The 19,301-nt window shown below is 64.8% G+C and carries 14 protein-coding genes; 4 read left to right on the top strand and 10 right to left on the bottom strand.

The genetic code is table 11. The features are described 5' to 3' along the window. Positions 1-4,644, bottom strand: a 4,644-nt coding sequence (locus tag AC07SZ_RS14470; RefSeq protein WP_494914771.1) for a beta strand repeat-containing protein, incomplete at its 3' end; no start/stop codon positions are given. A gap of 311 nt (positions 4,645-4,955) precedes the next feature. Between AC07SZ_RS14470 and AC07SZ_RS14465 the strand changes: the two genes are divergently transcribed. Continuing rightward, complete coding sequence (locus tag AC07SZ_RS14465) at positions 4,956-6,083, top strand: helix-turn-helix transcriptional regulator (protein WP_494914770.1); 1,128 nt, start codon at positions 4,956-4,958, stop codon at positions 6,081-6,083. A gap of 284 nt (positions 6,084-6,367) precedes the next feature. On the opposite strand, the gene AC07SZ_RS14460 is transcribed toward AC07SZ_RS14465, so the two are convergent. The 8 genes from AC07SZ_RS14460 to AC07SZ_RS14425 form a co-directional block, all read right to left on the bottom strand. Next, positions 6,368-7,255, bottom strand: coding sequence for an MBL fold metallo-hydrolase (locus AC07SZ_RS14460; RefSeq protein ID WP_494914769.1), 888 nt, complete (start codon positions 7,253-7,255; stop codon positions 6,368-6,370). A gap of 378 nt (positions 7,256-7,633) precedes the next feature. Further along, on the bottom strand, positions 7,634-7,987 hold the full coding sequence (locus tag AC07SZ_RS14455; RefSeq protein WP_056576558.1) for a cupin domain-containing protein: 354 nt from the start codon (positions 7,985-7,987) through the stop codon (positions 7,634-7,636). 139 nt (positions 7,988-8,126) lie between these two features. Further along, a complete protein-coding gene (locus AC07SZ_RS14450) occupies positions 8,127-9,020 on the bottom strand; it encodes a sugar phosphate isomerase/epimerase family protein (RefSeq protein WP_494914767.1) in 894 nt (297 codons plus the stop codon). Positions 9,021-9,091: 71 nt separating this feature from the next. Beyond that, the gene (locus AC07SZ_RS14445; RefSeq protein ID WP_494914765.1) at positions 9,092-10,030 is read right to left on the bottom strand and encodes an ABC transporter substrate-binding protein; all 939 of its coding nucleotides are present in this window, start codon (positions 10,028-10,030) and stop codon (positions 9,092-9,094) included. 80 nt (positions 10,031-10,110) lie between these two features. After that, a complete protein-coding gene (locus AC07SZ_RS14440; RefSeq protein ID WP_056575973.1) occupies positions 10,111-11,103 on the bottom strand; it encodes an ABC transporter permease subunit in 993 nt (330 codons plus the stop codon). Beyond that, positions 11,100-12,644 carry a sugar ABC transporter ATP-binding protein gene (locus AC07SZ_RS14435; protein WP_494914763.1) on the bottom strand — a complete coding sequence of 515 codons (1,545 nt, stop codon included), beginning with the start codon at positions 12,642-12,644 and terminating at the stop codon, positions 11,100-11,102. Before AC07SZ_RS14435 ends, AC07SZ_RS14440 begins: the two co-directional genes overlap by 4 nt. Next, entirely contained in the window at positions 12,641-14,020 is a 1,380-nt protein-coding gene (locus AC07SZ_RS14430; RefSeq protein ID WP_056575969.1) for an FGGY-family carbohydrate kinase, read from the bottom strand. Before AC07SZ_RS14430 ends, AC07SZ_RS14435 begins: the two co-directional genes overlap by 4 nt. Beyond that, positions 14,017-14,799, bottom strand: a complete 783-nt coding sequence (locus tag AC07SZ_RS14425; protein WP_494914761.1) for a DeoR/GlpR family DNA-binding transcription regulator — start codon at positions 14,797-14,799, stop codon at positions 14,017-14,019. Before AC07SZ_RS14425 ends, AC07SZ_RS14430 begins: the two co-directional genes overlap by 4 nt. A 181-nt stretch (positions 14,800-14,980) precedes the next feature. Here AC07SZ_RS14425 and AC07SZ_RS14420 point away from each other — a divergent pair, with 181 nt between their 5' ends. Genes AC07SZ_RS14420 through AC07SZ_RS14410 form a run of 3 tightly spaced genes read left to right on the top strand, consistent with a single transcriptional unit; the run spans position 14,981 to position 18,159 of the window. Continuing rightward, complete coding sequence (locus AC07SZ_RS14420; RefSeq protein ID WP_494914759.1) at positions 14,981-16,021, top strand: class II aldolase/adducin family protein; 1,041 nt, start codon at positions 14,981-14,983, stop codon at positions 16,019-16,021. Between the two features lie 15 nt (positions 16,022-16,036). Continuing rightward, positions 16,037-17,311, top strand: coding sequence for an FGGY-family carbohydrate kinase (locus AC07SZ_RS14415; RefSeq protein WP_494914757.1), 1,275 nt, complete (start codon positions 16,037-16,039; stop codon positions 17,309-17,311). Then, positions 17,308-18,159 (top strand): TIGR01459 family HAD-type hydrolase, encoded by an 852-nt coding sequence (locus AC07SZ_RS14410; protein WP_494914755.1) that lies wholly within the window; start codon positions 17,308-17,310, stop codon positions 18,157-18,159. Before AC07SZ_RS14415 ends, AC07SZ_RS14410 begins: the two co-directional genes overlap by 4 nt. On the opposite strand, the gene AC07SZ_RS14405 is transcribed toward AC07SZ_RS14410, so the two are convergent. Continuing rightward, a complete protein-coding gene (locus AC07SZ_RS14405) occupies positions 18,146-19,156 on the bottom strand; it encodes a sugar-binding transcriptional regulator (protein ID WP_056575959.1) in 1,011 nt (336 codons plus the stop codon). The two genes, AC07SZ_RS14410 and AC07SZ_RS14405, sit on opposite strands and share 14 nt — an antisense overlap. Between the last annotated feature and the right edge of the window lie 145 nt (positions 19,157-19,301).

Here is a 19,301-nt window from a genome sequence, read left to right as displayed (position 1 = left end):
CTCGCCGGCATCGCGGCTCAAGCCGCCAGTCAGCAATGTGGCGTTGTCGGAGTTGACGAAGCCGCTCGCCGTGTAGCCGAGCGTCGGGTCTAGGGCGCCATAGACCTTCGAGGCCGTGTTCGCCGCCACCGTCAGCGTCGCCGGAGTGATGGCAAGGTTGGCTCCGGTATAGGCGATGGTGTAGTTGCCGCCGGCCGAGAGGCTGCCTTGGCCGATGGCGTAGGAGCCGACGTTCTCGCCCGCCGCCCGACTCAAGGTTCCTGTCAGCAGTGAGGCGTTGTCGGCGAGCTTGAAACCGCTCACCGTGTAGCCGAGCGTCGGGTCGAGGTTGCCGTAGACCTTCGAGGCCGTGTTCGCCGCCACCGTCAGCGTAGCGGGTGTGACGCTAAATGTTCCCGTATCCGACAAATAGACAAGCCGGGCTGCGCCACCTTGTGTGCGCACGGCAGCCCCGCCGCTCGCGGTTACGCTGTAGTTGGAACCGACATCGCTTTGTGCCGTTGCATTGCTGGAGATTTGAATCGGCACTGCCATCGAATTCCAGTATCCAAGGCCAAGATAGGTTACGGCACTTGAATAGTCCGGGTTTGTTTCGCCGTAAGTCTGGGAACCGCTGCTGGTGACCTCGACGCCGACAACGCCTGAAACACCGTAAAGTTCAGGACGATAGGCCGGCGAACTGCCTGCCGCCGCAGCGGGCGGCGCCCATACGGTCCAGTCGAAGCCAGCGTAGTTGGCTTTGACGAAAGCACCTCCGGACCCGCTGCTCAGGGCGGTGACATCTGCCTGCGAGCCGGTGCCTACGCCGAGGGTCTGCGCCGTCGCATCCGTGTCGAAGTAGCTGGAGACGATGGTTCCGCCAGCCTCATACCCGACCAACCCGCCAACGTCAGTGGCACCTGTGACTGTCCCTGTCGCATAGGTTTGCAGTATGCTACCGCTGGACTGGTACCCGACCAACCCGCCAACGAAGGCGGTGCCGGTCACTTGACCGGTCGCATAGGCGTGCGTGAGGCTACCGCTAAAGCTAATCCCGGCTAGCCCACCGAGATAGTAACCGCCATTGACCGAACCGGTGGCGTAGGCTCGATCGATGCTGCTGCCTTCTTGCCTTCCAATCAATCCGCCGACTTCATTCATGCCGCTAACAGCACCCGTGGCATAGACTTGACTGACATCAACAACGCGCAAATTCCCGGCCAACCCGCCTACCACGGAGCCACTGCCGCTGTAATATGCACCAACACCACGGACCGATCCGGTGGCGTAGGCTTGGCTGATGCTGCCATAGTTCATGAAGCCGACCAGCCCACCGACATCGAAGTCGCCGCTGACCGAACCGGTAGTGAAAACCCGGGCGATACTTCCGCCAAATTGTTCTCCGACCAGCCCGCCAATCGAGAACCTGCCGTTGATCGCCCCTCCAACCATGCCGATGTCACTGATGCGGCCGCTCGAATAACCAAACAGCCCGGCGTAGTCGTTGCCGCCAATGTCGACTGTCAGATTGGCGATGGTGTTGCCGAGCCCGGTGAGAGAACCGGCGAACCCGTTGCTGTTGTTCAGCCTTGTTCCGGCACCGTCCGTCCCGAGCGGCACGAAACTGCCCAGACGCCACATGCCGGCATAGGTGGTGCTGCCGTTGGCGATCGCGGAGGCGAGGTCGGGGCCGAGATCGATGCTTCGCGCCAGCCGGTAGCTGGCGTTCAGGTCCATGTTGACGAGTTGCAGCTGGTGGCCGTTGACGATGGTGGTGGAATATTCCCACGCCCCGAACGGCCGGGTCTGGCCGTCGATCATGTACCAGCCGCTGTCGCCAGGCGTCGTGGTGAAGCTCAGGCCGGAATAGGCGGGCTGTTTGTAGGCGTAGTTCACCGCTCCGGCCTGCATCGGATCGCTGGTGACGGCGGTGATACCGGCCTGAGAACCGTCCCCGACACCCAGGGATTGTCCCGTCGAAAAGTTGTCGAAGTAGCTGTCAGTGATAATGCTGCCGTCCCACTGACTCCCTACCAACCCGCCGACTGCGTTGCTGGTGCCCGTTACCATGCCGGTGGCGTAGGCTTGCTCGATGCGGCCGTCGCCGTCCCGCTGCTCTCCAACCAGCCCACCGACAGCGTAACTGCCGCTCACATTGCCGGTGGCGTAGGCTTGGTAGATGTTGCCATATTGCATCCCGACCAGCCCGCCGACATACTCAGTGCCCTTAACCGAGCCAGTCGCGTAGGCTTGGGCGATGACCCCGTAAGTTTGAACCCCGACCAGCCCGCCGACAGAGTCAGTGCCCTTGACCGAACCGGTGGCGTAGACTTGAGCGATGCTGCCACCACCCCGAAACCCGACCAATCCGCCGATGTTGTTTCCGCCTGTAACCTGACCGGTCGCATAGGCTTGCGTGATGCTGCCACTCCCCTGGTACCCGACCAATCCGCCGATGTTGTCTCCGCCTGTGACCTGGCCGGTTGCATGGGCTCGCGTGATGCTGCCACCCTGGTACCCGACTAGCCCGCCGACAAAATTGGCTCCTTTAACGGAACCGCCGTTCAGACCGATGTCACTGATGGTCCCGCTGGAATAGCCGAACAGCCCGGCAAAGTTGTTGTTGCCGATATCAACATTCAGGTTGCTCACGGTGTTTCCGAGGCCGTTGAAGGTGCCGGCGAAGCCGTGGTTGCTGTTCAATATTGTTCCGGCACCATTCGTGCCGAGCGGTACCCAGCCGGTCAGGCCCGTCGCATCGAGTGACCTCGCCAGCGCATACGTGCCGTTCAGCCCATTGTTTATGCCCTGCAAATCGCTCATGGAGTAGAGCAGCGTGTAGGACTGGCCGTTGATGGCGAGCGACTGGCCGCTGCCCGGCGTGCCGGTGTATTGCACGCCGCCGGCGAAGGACAGCGTGCCGCCGCTGCCGCCGTGATTGGTGACGAGGCTGAGCCCGCCCGCGCCGGCGATGGTGATCGGCGCGTTGATGGCGATGGAATGATAGGCGTCGAGCGTCAGCGTCGACCCGCTCGACCAGCTGACCGGTGCCGCCACGGTGATGTCGCCGGCCTGGCCGCCGCCGGAGCCTGTGGAGACGACCACGTTGGCGCCGGCCAGCGCGGCCTGCAACGTCGCCACATTGATGACGCTGTCGTTGGCGCCGGCGGTGAAGCCCGGTCCGCCGCCCAGACTGTCCGTACCGCTGGAGATGGTGACGTTGTAGGGGTCGAGCAACAGCGTGCCGAAGGAGCCGTTCGCGGCGGAGAGGTCGGCGAAGCCGGTATAGGCGAGCACGGCCTTGCCGGACACCTCGGCGTTGCCGCCGTGACCGCCGGCGCCGCCGCCCGTGGCGCTGATCGTGCCGGCGAAGTCCGTCTTCCCGTCCGACCAGACCACGACTTTGCCGCCGTTACCCGCTGTGCCGTTCGCGGCAATCGTCGCCCCGGCGTCGACCGTCACAGACGCGGCCCTGGCCAGCGTCGTGCCGAGATGGCGGGTGGCGGGGTCCGCCCCGCCATGGTAGTCGCCGCCCAGCAGGATCAGGCCGCCGCTGTCGCCCGAGGCGTCGAGCGCCGCGATCGAGGACAGCGAAAGCGTGCCGCCGGCCGCCGTCGCCGTGATCGTTCCGCCCTCGCCGCCCGCCCCCGCCGTGTCGATCGCTCCGCCGAGGCTGACCGTGCCGCCGGCCACATGCACCTCGCCGCCGGAAAAGTCCGGCCGTGCGGCAGGAAGCGGCCCGAAGTCGGGAAGTGCCGCGACCACGGCCTTTTGCGCCGGCTGGACGGCGCGGCGCGCAACGACGCGCTGCGTGACCGTCACCGAGCCGCCGTCGCCGGCGGTCAGGAAGACGCGGCCTCCGACCTTTTTCACCCCGGTCGCCTTGATGATCTTCCCGGTGTTGCCGGCGAGAGCCTGGACGTTGCCGCCGTTGGCGCGCAACTCGGCCTCGGCGGCGCGGATCGATCCACTGTTGACGACTTCGGTGTCGCTGCCGCCGACCTTGACGGCGAACTTGCCGTCCGCCAGCGACGTGTCGCGCAGTTCGACCTCGTAGCCGCCGAGCAGCCCGACCGAACCATTGGGCGCGTACATATCGCCGGCGTTCTCGACGCGGCGCGCCGTCAGCACGACATCGCCGGATTGCGAGACGATTGCACCGCGATTGACGACGCCGGCCTTGCTGTCTCCCTTGAGGGTGAGGCCGCCACCATCGAGGAAATCGGCGTCGGTCGTGTCGTGCGTCGAGGCGATGAACGAGCCGCCGGTGCGCACCATGCCACTGGTGCCGACCACGACGCCTGCCGGGTTGATCAGGTACAGCGAGCCGGTCGCGGTGAGCGAGCCGTCTATGGACGAGGGCAAATTGCCTGTGACCCGATTGAGCGTGGCCCCCGTGCCGTTTTCGAAATGCGCGCTTGCCGAGCCGCCAATGGAGAAGCTCTGCCACGACAGGATGGCGTTCCGCGACGTCTGCGTGACAAGCAGGTTGGGACCTGATTGCGAAATTGTCGCCGAACCGGAGGTCACCGTGCCGCCGGACGGCAGCTGCTGCGCGGAAGCCGCACCCGTGGCGGCAATGGCCACCGCCATGCTCAGCAACGACGTTGTGCAGCGCAGGCCGGACGCCCTGGCGCGCGAAGAAATGAAAATCGCTGATTTCACTGCTGCCCCCACTGTGCCCGGTTCAGTATTGCCAAGTCCATCTGCGGCCGGAGAACAGACCTCCCGCCCCCAATTGGAAGAGCCAATACCGCTTACCCCTCTCGCAACACGGATAGGGACCATCAACACCCAAATGGGGGTGACAGCTGCAAATCGTGCTCCCGATTTGGACTGGTGCGGCGGCAGACCTTGCCGGGCTGCACAACAATCATATGGAGTTTGCAGGCTGCGGTTCGTCCTGAACGAACCTGACCGCCGCCCTTGATTTTTACCATCCGTATGATGAAATTAGGATGGCTTGGGGGAGCAAATTGCAGAATATCGTATTTGACGGGAAATTCATAACCGAGACGTCCGCCCGGATTGCCGAAACGGCCGACCGCGCCGTTTTCGACCCGAGCGCGTGGGACGATTTTGTCGAGCAGCTTGGCGCTGCGCTGCCGGGTACCTGCATCGTGTTCCAGCGTTTCAACCTGCGCCGGAACAGGGTCGACTATGACCGCGTCCTGAACATGGACCCGGATGACGAGTCCAGCTATCGGGCGCATTATTGCACCTTGAATCCATGGATTCGGCCCATGCGTTCCGTGCCGTCCGGCACGGTGCTCGTCAGCGAGCGCGACTGCCCGTCCGGCAGCTTCAGCCATACGGAGTTCTACGATTGGCTTGATCCCGAAATGCGCGCGGGGGCGGCGATCATTCTGGAGGCGAGTTGCGAGAACCTGGCGGCTGTCGGGGTACATTATAGCGTCACCCGTGCCCGCCGCTATGACGAGCCAGTGGCGGAACTGCTGCGCGGCATCAACAGGCCCCTGCTCCGCTCCATGGAAGCAGCGCGTCTGTTCGAACAGACCTTGGACCGCGAGAGATCGGCTTCGGCGATCGTCTCGCGCCCCGGCGACATCGCATGCGTGGTCGACGAGCAGTTGACGGTCACGGAAGCAAACGCACGGGCGGAGAGTGAATTCCAGCGCTGCAAAGTGGTTTCGATGCGGGAGGGCAAGTTTTCCATCCTGGCAAGCGACATTAATGGCTGGCTGGCGGATACGCTCAGGCTTTTGGCGGCAGGCCTGGAGCCGGACGCGACGACACGGGTTTTCTTTGCCGATAACGCGCATCAGATCGGCATTGTGCGCCTTCCTGGCGTGTCCGGGTTTCGTTCCCTCTTTTCGGGCGGCCCGCTCTTTCTGCTCATCGTGCGCAACCTGTCGACGCCGGCCGAAGCCACCACGATAGCCGATTTGGCCCATGCCTTCGGTCTGACACCCGCCGAACAGAGGCTGTGCGAAGTGCTCTTGCTTGGCCATTCACCAAAGGAAGCCGCCGATATGCTGGGGATCGCCTCAGAAACGGCCAGGCATAGGTTGAAGGCAATCTTTCAGAAGACCGACACCCATAAGCAGAGTGAGCTGATCGCCCTCCTGGGACGGCTGCTCTGAGATTGGGCGCGCACCCTCCGGCCAGCTCGAACTGAACGGCAGTAACGAGGCCCGGCTTCAAGACCTGTTTGTCGCCCGTGGCGACTGTCGAGCCAAATGTAGTGCCTGGACCGCACAACTTGGCCTCAGCCGGTATTCGCGTCTATTTCGTCACGACCCAAATACAGGATCGCGCGGATGGCGCATTCTCGAAGGCGATGGTTGCTCCTTCAGCGCGCCAATGGGCAGACAGCTGCCGCTCCAAGTCACCGCGCCATAACCCTCTTTGACCAAGGACCGGAAGCCTACTGAGGCTTGTCGCTCGGCGCCCATTTGAAGTGATCGCCGTCTTTCTCGATATATCCGACACCCGGGAAGGGGAAATGTGGCGCAAAGATCATTTCGTGGTCCTTGGCCAGTGTCGCCAAAGTCTTGGCCCGGTTGTGTTCCGCCTCCGGCTTGTCGCCGTCGAAGGCCACCGCCCAGTCGGGCCTGGCGAGCGAGAGGATCGAACTGTGCACGGTATCGCCGATATCGAAAAGCCGTTCTTTTCCGGACTTGATCTGATAGCCGACATGGCCTGGCGTATGGCCCTTGAGCGCTACCGAGGTGATGCCGGGGGCCATCTGGGCGCCGGCCTTGAACGGTTTCACGTGATCGGCGATCACCTTGACGATATCGGCCACTGCCTTGTTGGACTTGGCAAAATTCCACTCCACGTCCGACATCCGTATCGTGGCGTTGGGGAAAGCGAGTTGCCTATCCTTGACCAGTCCTCCGATATGATCGGGGTGAGAATGGGTGATCAATATTTCACTGACGTCACCTGCTTTCACCCCGGCCTTGGACAGGCTGTCCTGCAGCGCGCCGCCGACCCCAGTGTCGATCAGCACAACGCTGTCCTTTGATTTCACCAGCAAGGCATCGACGCTCAGCGTGATGGCGTCAGCCGGAGCCCCCGCGGCCTTGAGCAATTCGCCGACTTCCGCGGGGCTGTGATCGAGGCCGAAGGTCGTGCCATCGTTTGGCTTCACGAACTGGGCGTCGTGCAAGGCGATAATGTCAAGCTCGCCAAGCTTGAACGACTTGGCGTCCGGCTGCTGCGCAGGCATCTGCGCCATTGCCAACCCCTGATGCAGAACCATCAAGGCCGTCACGGCCATCAGCCTGACCGTGGAATTGAACCTTGTCATATCGGTATCCTCTCGCTGCGGGTGGCACGACCGAACGCGATTGCCTCCACCACGACAGGCAATTTGGGGGCCCGTTCGGTCACAAATGCGCTAGCGGATATAGGTCTCGAGCATGCTCCGGCAACGGCAGTCCGTTGCCGATGTGCGTTTTCCTGGGCGACTTCACGAGCTCGCAAACAAGCCTTCTCCAACGCTCGGCCTTGCCGATGACGTAGTCGAAGCAGGCATCGTCCTGTACGGACCGTACGATGGCGACGCGTGTCATGAGAGGCACGGCGTCCGCATGCCCAAGCGAGGCAGCCCGTCAAGCCGGCAAGGAAAAGCCCGCCATGGTTCGCCATGGCGGGCCTCTCATGCCGCAACTTCGATCAGGCTGGCTCAGCCAACCCTGACCACGAAATGCTTGGTCACCGGCTCGATGATCTTCCAGGTTCCCTTGAAATCGGCTTCCACGACGAAAGCATCGCCAGGGCCCACTTCGACAGGCGTGCCGCCATCCGGCGTGATGATGATGCGCCCGGCGATCATGTGCACGAACTCGTAATCGGTGTAGGTCGCGTGATAGGTGCCGGGCGACGCCCGCCAGGTTCCCGATATCACCTTGCCGTCCGCGGTCGTGTGCTGGACGGCGGTCTGCATGGTCGGCTGGCCCTCGACCGCGATCCAGCCAGGCAGGTCGCCGGCTTCCGCGTGTTCGACGGGGCCGAATTTCAGGATCGTCTTGTTCGTCATGCCTGGCTCCTTTTGCTTCATCTGTCCGAGAGGTCGGATAGCCGATGCGCATGACGGGAGCAATGCAAATGCCTGGGGAACCAGCGGCGTTTCCGCATCGGGTAACCCAGCTTGGAACGCCCTGCTGCCCGCTCCCGCGCTACGGCTTGTGCCGGGCCGAGACGAGTTCAGCCTTGCGGCGCGCCGTTTCCAAACCGAGACCGATGAAGGCGCGCGCATGCTTGGCAAGCGCCATGTTGTCGGTCCACAGATTGCGCCAGATCGCGGTTTTCTTCGACAGGTTCTCATCGACTATCTCCGAGGAGAAGGATTCGAAGCTGAGATCGTCGGCGTAGCCGATTGCCGTCAGTGCATCGAAAATCGCGGCGAAGTCGATGTTGCCGGTGCCCAGGAAGCCGCGATGGCTTTCGCCGATATGGACATACCCGATCTTGGCTGCGGCATGGCGGATGGCCAGCCCGACATCGGCCTCCTCGATGTTCATGTGGAACGTGTCGAGATGCAGGAAGATGTTGTCCGACCCGGTGTCCTCGATGAAGGCCAACCCTTGCGCGGCGGTGTTGAGCAGATTGCTTTCGAAGCGGTTGACGATCTCGAGATTGAGCGTGACGCCGGCCGCCTTCGCCGTCTCGGCGACCTTGGCCAGTGTTCCGGCGCTGCGGTTCCATTGGTCGCGCGTCGGCGCTTCGACCTGCAGGCCGTGGCTGGTCGAGAGGATCCCGGCGACCTTGCGGCCACCAAGGTCGCGCGTCAGCGCGATGGTGTCGTTGAGGATATCGACGCCTCGCGCGGCTGCCGCCTTGTCGGCGCTCGATATGTCGCCGTCGCCAGGCAATCCTATGCTGATCGCCACGCCGAGGCCGAGATCGGCGATACGTTTGGCAAGCCCGCCAATGTCGACGTCGGCGGGATCGAGATAGGAGAATTCGATCAGGTCGAAGCCAGCCTCCCTGGTGTTGGCCAGCGTGCGTTCGAGCTCGCTCTGCGCCGAGCTTGCCGACCAGACGAAAGAATGGATTCCGATGCGCGACATGATCGTCTCCGGGTTAGCGGCGATGAGGAAGGCGCGGCCGGATCAATCCGGCCGCGCTTGTGTCGGACTGATCAGCGGGCCGCGGTCCAGCCCTTGTAGTCCTTCAGGTTCTCGGCGGTGATCAGCTTGGGATCGAGCAGCACGGTTGCCTCCGCCGGCTTCTTGCCGGCGAGCAACTCCGCCGCCATCGTCAGCGACTGGCCGGCCATCACATAGGGGTCCTGCGAGGCCGAGGCCTTGATCATCGAGGTGCCGGAAGAGAGTTCCTTCTCGATATCGGGCGCGCCGTCGACCGCGGTGATGATGAACTCGGAGCGGTTGAGCTGCTTGGCGGCGAGCTGCGCGCCGATCGCGGTCGGATCGTTGATGGCGAACACCGCGTCGATCTTGTCGAAACGGGTGAGCAGCGACTGGAATACCTTCAGGCCGCCATCGCGCGAACCTTCGGCGTTCTGGTCGTCCGAGAGGATCTTGATGTCGGGATGCTGAGAAAGCACGTTCTTGCAGCCCTTGACCCGTTCCAGGATCGACGACGACGCCGGGCCGTTGAGGATGATGTAGTCACCCTTGCCGCCGGTGTGGTCGACCAGGTACTGGCAGGCTTCCTCGCCGGCCTTGACGTTGTTGGTCATCACGGTGACGTCGGCCCCCGGCGCCGAAACGTCGAAGGCGGCAACGATGATGCCGGCCGCCTGTGCCTTCTTCACCGCCGGTGCGATCGCCTTGGCGTCGACAGCGTTGAGCATGATCACGTCGACGCCGGCGGCGATGAAGGAATCCACCTGCGAGACCTGCTTGTTGAGGTCGTAGTCGGCCGACACCGACGTCACCTCGACCTTCGGGTTGATCTTCTTGGCCGCGTCCTCGATGCCCTTGATGGTGGCGACGAAGAAGGGGTTGCCGAGCAGGCCGACCGAGATGCCGACCTTGTTGAGGTCCTTGGCCGATGCCGGCGCGATGGCGGCGGCCGCGAATGCGGCGCCGCAGAGCAGTTTGGCGATGGTTTTCATTACGCTTACTTCCTCCGATTGCCCCGCGCCTCTCACGGTGCGTTACACAAGCCGGCCTTTGAAGCCGGCGACCAGGTCACTCACGTTCTCGCCCCTGCCTGGAGCCGGTAGCGGTCGAGGGCGACCGCCACGATGATGACCAATCCCTTGATGATGTACTGCCAGATGTCCGAGACGCCGGCCAAGATGAGCCCGTTTGAGAGCACCGCGATGATCAGGCCGCCGATCAGCGTGCCCCAGATCGAGCCGACGCCGCCAACGAAGCTGGTGCCGCCCAGGATGACCGCGGCGATGGCGTCGAGTTCGTAGGACTGGCCGAGCTGCAGGCCGTTGGCGGCGTAGAGCCTTGCCGCCGACATCGCGCCGCCGAGCCCGGCGAGCAGGCCGGAAACGCCATAGACGAAGAGCAGCACCAGCGGCACCTTGATGCCGGTCAGCCGCGCCGCCTCGGCATTGCCGCCGACGGCATAAATCCATGTGCCAAGCACCGTTCGCTTGAGCACCAGCCAGGACAGCACGACGACCGACAGTGCAATGATGACCAGCCACGGAATGCCGAACAGCGAGCCGTTGCCGATGAATTCGAACGGCAGGTCGGAGTTGAACACGGTCGTGTCCTGCCCGAGCAGGCGGGCGATGCCGCGCACGGCGGTCAGCGAACCCAGCGTGACGATGAAGGGTGGCAGCCTGACATAGGCGACGAGCAGCCCGTTGACGAGGCCAAAGCCGAGGCCGGCCAGGATGGCCGCCGGCACGCCGAGGAGACCCCAGTCAGGCACCAATGACACCAGCACCGCCACCATCGCCGCGGCGGCGAGGATGGAGCCGACCGACAGGTCGATGCCGCCGGTGAGGATGACGAAGGTCATTCCGGCCGCCAGCACGATGTTGATCGACGATTGCTGTGTGACGATGAGCAGGTTGGTTTGGGTAAGGAAGCGCGGATTGATGAACTGGAAGCCGGCCGCCAGCAGCACCAGCACCGGCAGCATGCCAAGTGCGGCAAATGCGGTTCGCAGCCGGCGGCTTCTGACCGCGGCCTGATCCACGCTCGTCGTCGTTCTGTCGGTCATTCCTGGGCCGCTCCCGTCGCAAGTTCCATGATCGCTTCCTGACGAAGCGGCTCGCCCCCGGATGCAGTCACCTCGCCCGCTATGGTGCCGTCGCGCATCACCAGCACGCGGTCGGCGACGCCGATCACCTCGGGCAATTCGCTGGAGATCATCACGATGGCGATGCCTTTGTTGGCGAGATTGTCGATCAGCCGGTAGATTTCCGACTTGGCGCCGACATCGACGCCCCGGGTTGGCTCGTCGAGGATGACGACCTTCGGCTCGGTCTCCAGCAGCCGGGCGAGCAGCACCTTCTGCTGGTTGCCGCCCGACAGCGAGCCCGCATTGGCCTGCGCCGAACGGGTTCGGATCGACAGGTCGGTAATCGCTTTTGCCGCACGCCTGTCGGCGGCGCTGAAATCACGGAATCCGGCGGCCCGCGCGTCCCTGGCCAGCACGCCCATGTTGATGTTGTCGGAAATCGACATGTCGAGGAACAAGCCAAGTTCCTTGCGGTCCTCGGTGAGGTAGGCGATGCCGGCCTCGAGCGCCTCGCGCGGCGAGCCGATGGAGATCGGTTTGCCCTCGAGCTCCACCGTGCCCGATATGCGTTTGTCGGCGCCGAAGATCAGCCGGGCGAGTTCGGTGCGGCCGGAACCGACAAGACCCGCCAGGGCCAGAACCTCGCCCTTGTGGAGGTCGAACGAACAGTTCTTCAACAGCCGCCCGTCGGACATGCCGCGCACCGAGAGCGCGACCGCGCGCTTCTCGTCCGGTGGGCGATGATCCTTCTTGTAGAAGGCGGAGAGATCGCGTCCGACCATCATCGACACCAGCCGCGAAGCGCTGAGGTCGGCGCGCTCCAGCGTGCCGACATAGCCGCTGTCGCGCAGCACGCTGACGCGATCGGCGAGCTGGTAGACCTCTTCCATGCGATGGCTGATGTAGATGATGGCGATGCCTTGCGATTTCAGCGTCGCGATCACCTCGAACAGCCGGTCGGTCTCGCGCGAGGTCAGCGACGTGGTCGGCTCGTCCATGACGATGATGCGCGCATTGGTCGATAGCGCACGCGCGATCTCGACCATCTGGCGCTCGCCGAGCGACAGGCTGGAGACCAGGACACGCGCAGAGAAGGAAACGCCGAGCCGCGCGATGATTTCGTTCGCGCGCCGGCTGCACTGGTCACGGTCGACGATGCCGAAGCGCCGCGGCTCGTTGCCGAGGAAGATGTTCTGGGCCACCGTCAGGTTGGGCGCCAGCGACAGCTCCTGGTAGATCACCGCGATACCCGCGGCGCGCGCCTTGATCGGATCGCCGGTCGCGGCGGGCGCGCCATCGATCAGGATCTCGCCGCCGGGATCCGGCCGATAGGCGCCCGACAGCACTTTCATCAGCGTCGACTTGCCGGCGCCGTTTTCGCCCATCAGCGCGTGCAGCTCGCCGGCATGGACGGTGAGCGAGACATCGTGCAGGGCGCGGATCGCGCCGAAGGTCTTGGAGATGTGGCGCATCTCCAGCACTGGATGACTGCTTGCGTGTTTCTGCGCCGGCACGCTCATCGTACACCGCCCGCAGCCTTGACGGCGGCGCCCCGCGCGGCAATGCGATCGCGCCAAGCGTCGCGATAGCCGGCGAGGCCGCCGAAGCCCGCCGCATACACCGCCTCTGGCGCCTCGGCGGCGAATTCGCGCCCAACGCTCTCGAAGGCGAGCGCCGCGGCCCCCGTGGCACTGCCTTCCAGCGAGGCGCCCTGCAGGAAGGCCTGGCCGGGGCGCAATTGCGCAATGAGCCCCGCAAGCAGGCCGCCGGCGTTCAGCCCGCCATCGACAATAACGGTGTTTTGCGAATGGATGAGGTCAAGGCAGAGATCGACCATCAGCGCCACATAGAGCAGAGCCGCCGCGGCGCGTTCTCCGGCATCGGGCGTGCGCCCGACCAGCCGGCCGGCACTGTCCGGCATCGGCCCGCCCGGCGCGAAGCTCGGCAGCGCCATGATGCCGGCGTCGATCGCTTGCTGGATCGAGCCATGCGGAATCGCGCCTTGCCAGCCGTCGCTGATGACGGCGAATTCGCGCCCGCCCATGAAGCGGATGGTCGGCACCGGACCGCCGTCGACATCGACATTGACCAGCATGTCGCGCTCACGGTCGAGCACTTCCAGCGGACAGTCGGGATTGAGCACGATGACCCAGGTGCCGGTCGACACGACGGTCAGCGGGCCAAGGTCCTGCCGGCGATAGGCATGCAGCGCCGCATTCGAGTCGTGGACGCCATTGTGGATGGCGATCGGCCGCGCCGCGCCTGCAAGGCGCCGTTCGCCGATGACCGTGCCGGCGCGCTCGAAGGCCGGCATCCGCCCCCGCCATCCCTGGGCATCGACCAGTGAGGAGAAATCGCGTTTGCGCGGCGCCCACAAATGCGAATGGCAACCGAGATAGGACACTTCGCATGCTGCCCGGCCGCCCAGGCGCCAGCTCCAATATTGCGGATAGCCGAGGATCGATTTCGCCGCCGCGAACGCATCGGGATCGACCTCCTGCAGCCACAGCATGTGACGGCCATAGTTGAAGCCGAGCGGCAGGCGAGGCGAGAACGTCTCGGCGAAATCCGGAATGCTGCGATCGATCCGCGCGGCGATTTCGGCCGGCGGCTCCTGCTCGTAGTCGAGGATCGGATGCGTCAGCGCCGCGTCATCGACGAGAGCAAAGGTGCAGCCATGGCCGGACACCATCACCCCTTCCACGCCATGGTTTTCGACGGCGTCCGTGACGGCACCGAGTGCCCAGTCATGGAGCTCGGCCTCGTCGAGCACGCTGAACCCGTCCTTGCGCGCCCATTTCGGCTGGGTTCGGCGCTCGTCGAGAATGCGCCCGTCCTGGCTGAAGACGAACAGCTTCGAATTGGTCTTGCCGAAATCGAGCACCGCCAGCCTCATGGGATCGCCCCCGAAGTGGACGCAATCCGCACCATGACGCCGGCATCTTCCAGCATGCGCGCGTCGGCATCGGACAGCCCGTCATCGGTGACCAGCGTACCGATGCGCGACAGCGGCAGCGCGACATTGCGCGCGTGGATCGACAGCTTGCGACTGTCGGCCAGCACCACGATCTGATCGGAACAGAGGCTGAGGTCGGCGATGGAGCGCACCAGCAGGGGGTGCGATTCCAGCACCCCTTCCTGGTTGAGACCTTGCGCGCCGAGAAAGAATTTCGATGCGTAGAAGGGCGTTGCCTGGGTCAGGGAATGGATGATGCCGGGCTCGCGATGCAGCTCACCACCCGCAACAGTGAGGCTGCAATGGCCATGGTCGCTGAGATAGGCGGCCAGCGGCATCGAATTGGTGTAGAGGCGGATGTTGCGGTCGGCGAGCTTGACTCCGAGGTGGAAGCAGGTCGAACCGCCATGGACGATCACGGCGTCGCCGTCGCGCACCATGGTCGCCGCTACGGCCGCGATCTGCCGCTTGGCCTCGACGGCGAGGTCGCGGTTTTCGTCATAGGGCCGGGCATAGGCAATGCCCGCCTGCGAGGCGCCGTCGAGCGCCGAGATGCCGCCATAGACCTTGCGCGCCTCACCGGCCTCGTCGATCCGGTCGATGTCGCGCCTGACCGTTGCAGCCGAAACGCCAAGCCGCTCCTGCAGCTCGCGCACCGAGGCAAACGGGCGATCCCGCAGCAGTTCGACGATCTGACGCTGGCGGCCGGAGTCGCTCACCTTCTTCCTCCCAATGCCATTTTCTCACGGCAATTGGCGCAACTTACTCAACATTAGTGAGATTGCAAGCCAGTTTTGATGATAGTAGATCACTGTTGACGCAAGTCGCTCGCATCTGCGATATCAGCGCCGACAGCGGCCCGAGCGGCCGGATTTCGTGCAGCGTGGAAGGAAAGGCGCCATGGCAACCGAAGCTGACGCGCAGGAACTGGCGGCCCTGCGGGCACTTTCAGCCGGCATTGGGCTGGACGCGCATATGACCCAGGCGGCGGGCGGCAACACCTCGCTCAAGGCCGGCGACACGCTTTGGATCAAGGCGTCCGGCACCTGGCTGAAGGATGCGCTCACCGACGACATCATGGTGCCGGTGGCGATGGCGCCGCTGCTCAAGGCGGTCGAGGAGCGCGACCCGGCCGCCGACAAGCCGCAGGGCTTCGCCATTGCGGCGCTTAATCCGCGCGGCCTGCGCCCATCGATCGAGACCACGGTGCACGCCTTGATGCCGCAACGCGTGGTTTTGCATGTCCACTGCGTCGACACGATTTCGCTTGCCGTGCAGGCCGATGGCGAAGCCCAGGTCGCCAAGCGGCTGGGGGGCATCGAATGGGCCTACGTACCGTATTTCCGGCCGGGCCTGCCGCTTGCCCGCGGCATTGCCGAGAAGCTGCGGCCTGGCGTCGACGTACTGATCCTCGGCAATCACGGGCTGGTCGTCGCCGCCGAAACCGTCGCCGAGGCGGAGCGTCTGCTCGGCCGCGTCCGGTCGCTGCTGGCGCGCCCGGCGCGCGCGACCATCGCGCCCGACATCGCGGCCCTGACGGCGCTTGCCGGCGAAGGCGTCTACCGATTGCCGGCGGATGTTGAAGCCCATGCCGTCGCGCTCGATCCGGAAAGCCGCCGCATGGCCGGGGCCGGCAGCCTCTATCCCGACCACGTCATCTTCCTCGGCCAGGGCTCGGTCGCGGCGAGGCCAGGCGAAGACGCCGCGGGAGTCACCGCGCGGCTTGGCGCGGCACCCGTTGCGATCCTGTTTCCCGACGCCGGTGTGCTGATGCGCGGCGACGCCAGCGCCGGCGCAGACGCCATGCAGCGCTGCCTGGCCGACGTGACGGCACGCGTCGATGTCGCGGCCCGATTGAGCTATCTCACCGCGGCCGAGAATGACGAACTGGTCAATTGGGACGCCGAGCAGTATCGCCAGAAGCTGAACGCCGCCGGCTAGCAAAGGACGGAAGACATGATGCCACTTGTCATCGGCATCGACATCGGCACATCGGGCGCGCGCGCTGTCGCGATGCGCCCGGACTTTTCGATTGCCGGCCAGTCCACCGTCCGGCTCGACAGATTCGGCGAGGATCCCCGCGCCCCCTCGGCATGGTGGCAAGCGGTCCAGGCGGCTCTGACGGAACTGCTTTCGGGCATCGACCGCGCCTCCGTCCGCGCCATCGCCATTGACGGCACGTCGGGCACGCTGCTGCCGGTCGACGCTACCGGGCGGCCGCTGGCGGAGCCGCTGATGTACAACGACAAGGTCGCCGAAGGGGATATACTGGCCGCGATCGCCCGCGAGGCGCCGGACGCAAGCGCCGCCCACGGCGCGACCTCCGGCCTCGCCAAGGCGTTGCGGTTCCAGCATCTGCCCGATATCGCGGCCGTGCTGCACCAGGCCGACTGGATTGCCGGAAATCTTTCCGGCCACTTCGATGTCAGCGACGAGAACAATGCCCTGAAGACAGGCTATGACGTCGAAGCCCGCCGTTGGCCGGACTGGATCGCGGCCACCGGCATGCGCATGGACTTGCTGCCTGATGTCGTCGAGCCTGGCGACGTCACCGGCTCGCTCACCGCGGCTGCCGCGGAGCTGTTCGGTCTTCCGCGCAATGTTGTCGTGGTCGCCGGCACCACGGATGGCTGCGCCTCGTTCCTGGCGACGGGCGCCACGGCGGCCGGCGACGGCGTCACGGCCCTGGGATCCTCGTTGACCGTCAAGATCCTGTCCGACCGGCCGATCTCGGCGCCACGCTTCGGCATCTACAGCCATCGCCTCGGCGACGCCTGGCTGGCCGGCGGTGCGTCGAATTCCGGCGGCAAGGTGCTGGCGGAGCATTTTCCACTGGCGCGGATCATCGAGCTTAGCGCGGCAATCGATCCCACGACCGAGACCGGCCTCGACTATTACCCGCTCAGTACACCAGGCGAGCGGTTCCCGATCGCCGATCCGACCCTGCGGCCACGCCTTGCCCCAAGGCCGGCTGACGACACCGATTATCTCAAGGCGATGTTGGAAGGCATGGCCGCGATCGAGGCACTCGGCTATCGCAGATTGGCCGAACTTGGCGCGCCGGCGCTGACATCGGTCCGGAGCGTGGGAGGCGGCGCCGCAAATCCGGCCTGGACTGATATCCGGCGGCGCAAGCTCGGCGTCGACTTCCTGCCCGCACTTTCCGACGAGGCCGCCGCCGGCACCGCGCGGCTGGCGCTGAGGGGCGCAAGCAAGGCAGGACTCCCATGAGCGCGAAAACAATCGAACGACTCGACGGTATCGGACCGCTGGCTCAGCGCTACCAGGTCTTCCTGCTCGACCAGTTCGGCGTGCTGCATGACGGCCGGGCCCCCTATCCAGGCGCTGTGGAGGCAGTGTCGGCGCTGAAGCGCGCAGGCAAGACGGTGGTGCTGATTTCCAACTCCGGCAAGCGCGCCAGGCCCAATGAAGATCGCCTGCTGAAGCTCGGCTTCGCCGCCGGAAGCTGGGACCATTTTGTCTCCTCCGGCGAGGTGGCGTGGCGCTCCTTCAATGACATGGCGGCATCGGGAAGACTGCGCCCGGGGACAAAGTGCCTGCTGATCAGCCGCGACGACGACCGCACCGCGGTCGACGGCCTGCCCTTTGTGCTGACACAGGCTGGCGAAGACGCCGAACTGGTGCTGATCTCGGCCAGCGAGGGCGACCGCCATGACCTCGACCACTATCGCCGGCTGCTTGCCCCGGCGGCGGCGCATCAGGTGCCGTGCTTCTGCACTAACCCCGACCGGATCATGCTGACAGCGGTCGGACCCCGTTTCGGCGCGGGCGAGATCGCCGATCTCTACGAAGACCTCGGCGGCAGCGTTATCCGCATCGGCAAGCCCTATCCGGCGATTTTCGACGCGGCACTGGCACTGGCCGGCGAGCCCGATCGCGCCAGTGTGGTCTGCGTTGGCGACAGCGTCGAGCATGACATTGCGGGCGGAAACGGTTCCGGCATCGCCACGGCACTGGTTCTCAGCGGGATACTGGCGGACACACCGGATCTTGCCGCCGTTTTCGACGAGCAGCAGGCCTGGCCCGATTACATTACGGGGTCCTTCAGCCTGCGCTGACCGCCTCGAGCATGCGCCTCGCGCTCTCCTCGTCGGTGATCAGGATCGTCGGCGCGATCAAGTTCATGGCGCCGAGCAGGGCCTCGATCTTCTCCTCGCCGCCGGAGGTCAGGATGCGGATCGGCGCCTTGCGCAGGCGGTCGACATCCACCGACATCACGAGGCTGTTGATCGGATGGTCGACCAGATCGCCATTGCGGTCGAAGAAATGGAACAGAAGGTCTCCGACCGCGCCGCGCGACACCAGCGCCTCGCGCTCCGCCTCCTTGAGGAAGCCGCCCCGATAGAAGGTCGTCGCCGAGGCGATGCCGCCGATCGACAGCAGCACGGCGTCAAGCGTGTCGGCCATCTCGAAGATTTCCTGCAGGCCGCAGCGCTCCACCAGCGCTATCTTGGTCTCGACGCTGTCGACAACTGCCGGTGTCGGAATGAGATAGCCGTCACCCTGGAAAACCTGGGCGAACCGCCAGGCGAACTCCGCCGGATTGTAGCGACGCGCGACGCCAACGCCGCCCAGCAGCGAGATGACCTTGAACTCGGAGAGCGACTTGGCGCTGATGAACGGCAGGCTCGAGAACAACGTCCGGCCCCAGCCGACGCCGACGCGCATGCCGGATTTCATCGTATCGGACAGGAAGATCCCGGTCTTGGCGCTGATCGCGGGGATCGGGTCGGCATTCGGCGCGGTGAGCGGTGCCACCAGCGCCTGCTGCAGGCCGAACGTCCGCTCCAGCGCGCGCTCCAGCCGCACGATCTCCGACAATTCGCTCTCGATGGTGATCTTGACCTCGTTGCGCGAACGCGCTTCCGCCAGCATGCGCACAATGGTGACGCGGCCAACGCCAAGCACGTCGGCGATCTCGTTCTGCGTCATCTGCTCGACGAAATACATCCAGGCGGCCCGAATCCTCAGACGATCCGTCCGGCTTTCGCTGACGACCTGTTCGGTCGCTTCGGCACCCGCCCGACCTTCGTCGATTTGTCGTCGCCTGGCCAAATCATCCCTCCCCCGCGGTGACGAACGCGCGCGCCGTCACCGATTCTGCGTGCTGGTCTAGTATCGCCTATTGATCTACCAATCGATAGGAACAATGTAGAGTTGGTGGCCGCCCCTTGCAGGCGGCATTCCACGGCACTTTCGA

Source organism: Mesorhizobium sp. GW821-FHT07A06, from assembly GCF_059419085.1.
The sequence above is the reverse complement of the archived record's forward strand: the minus strand, read 5'-3'. Positions and strand labels throughout refer to the sequence as shown.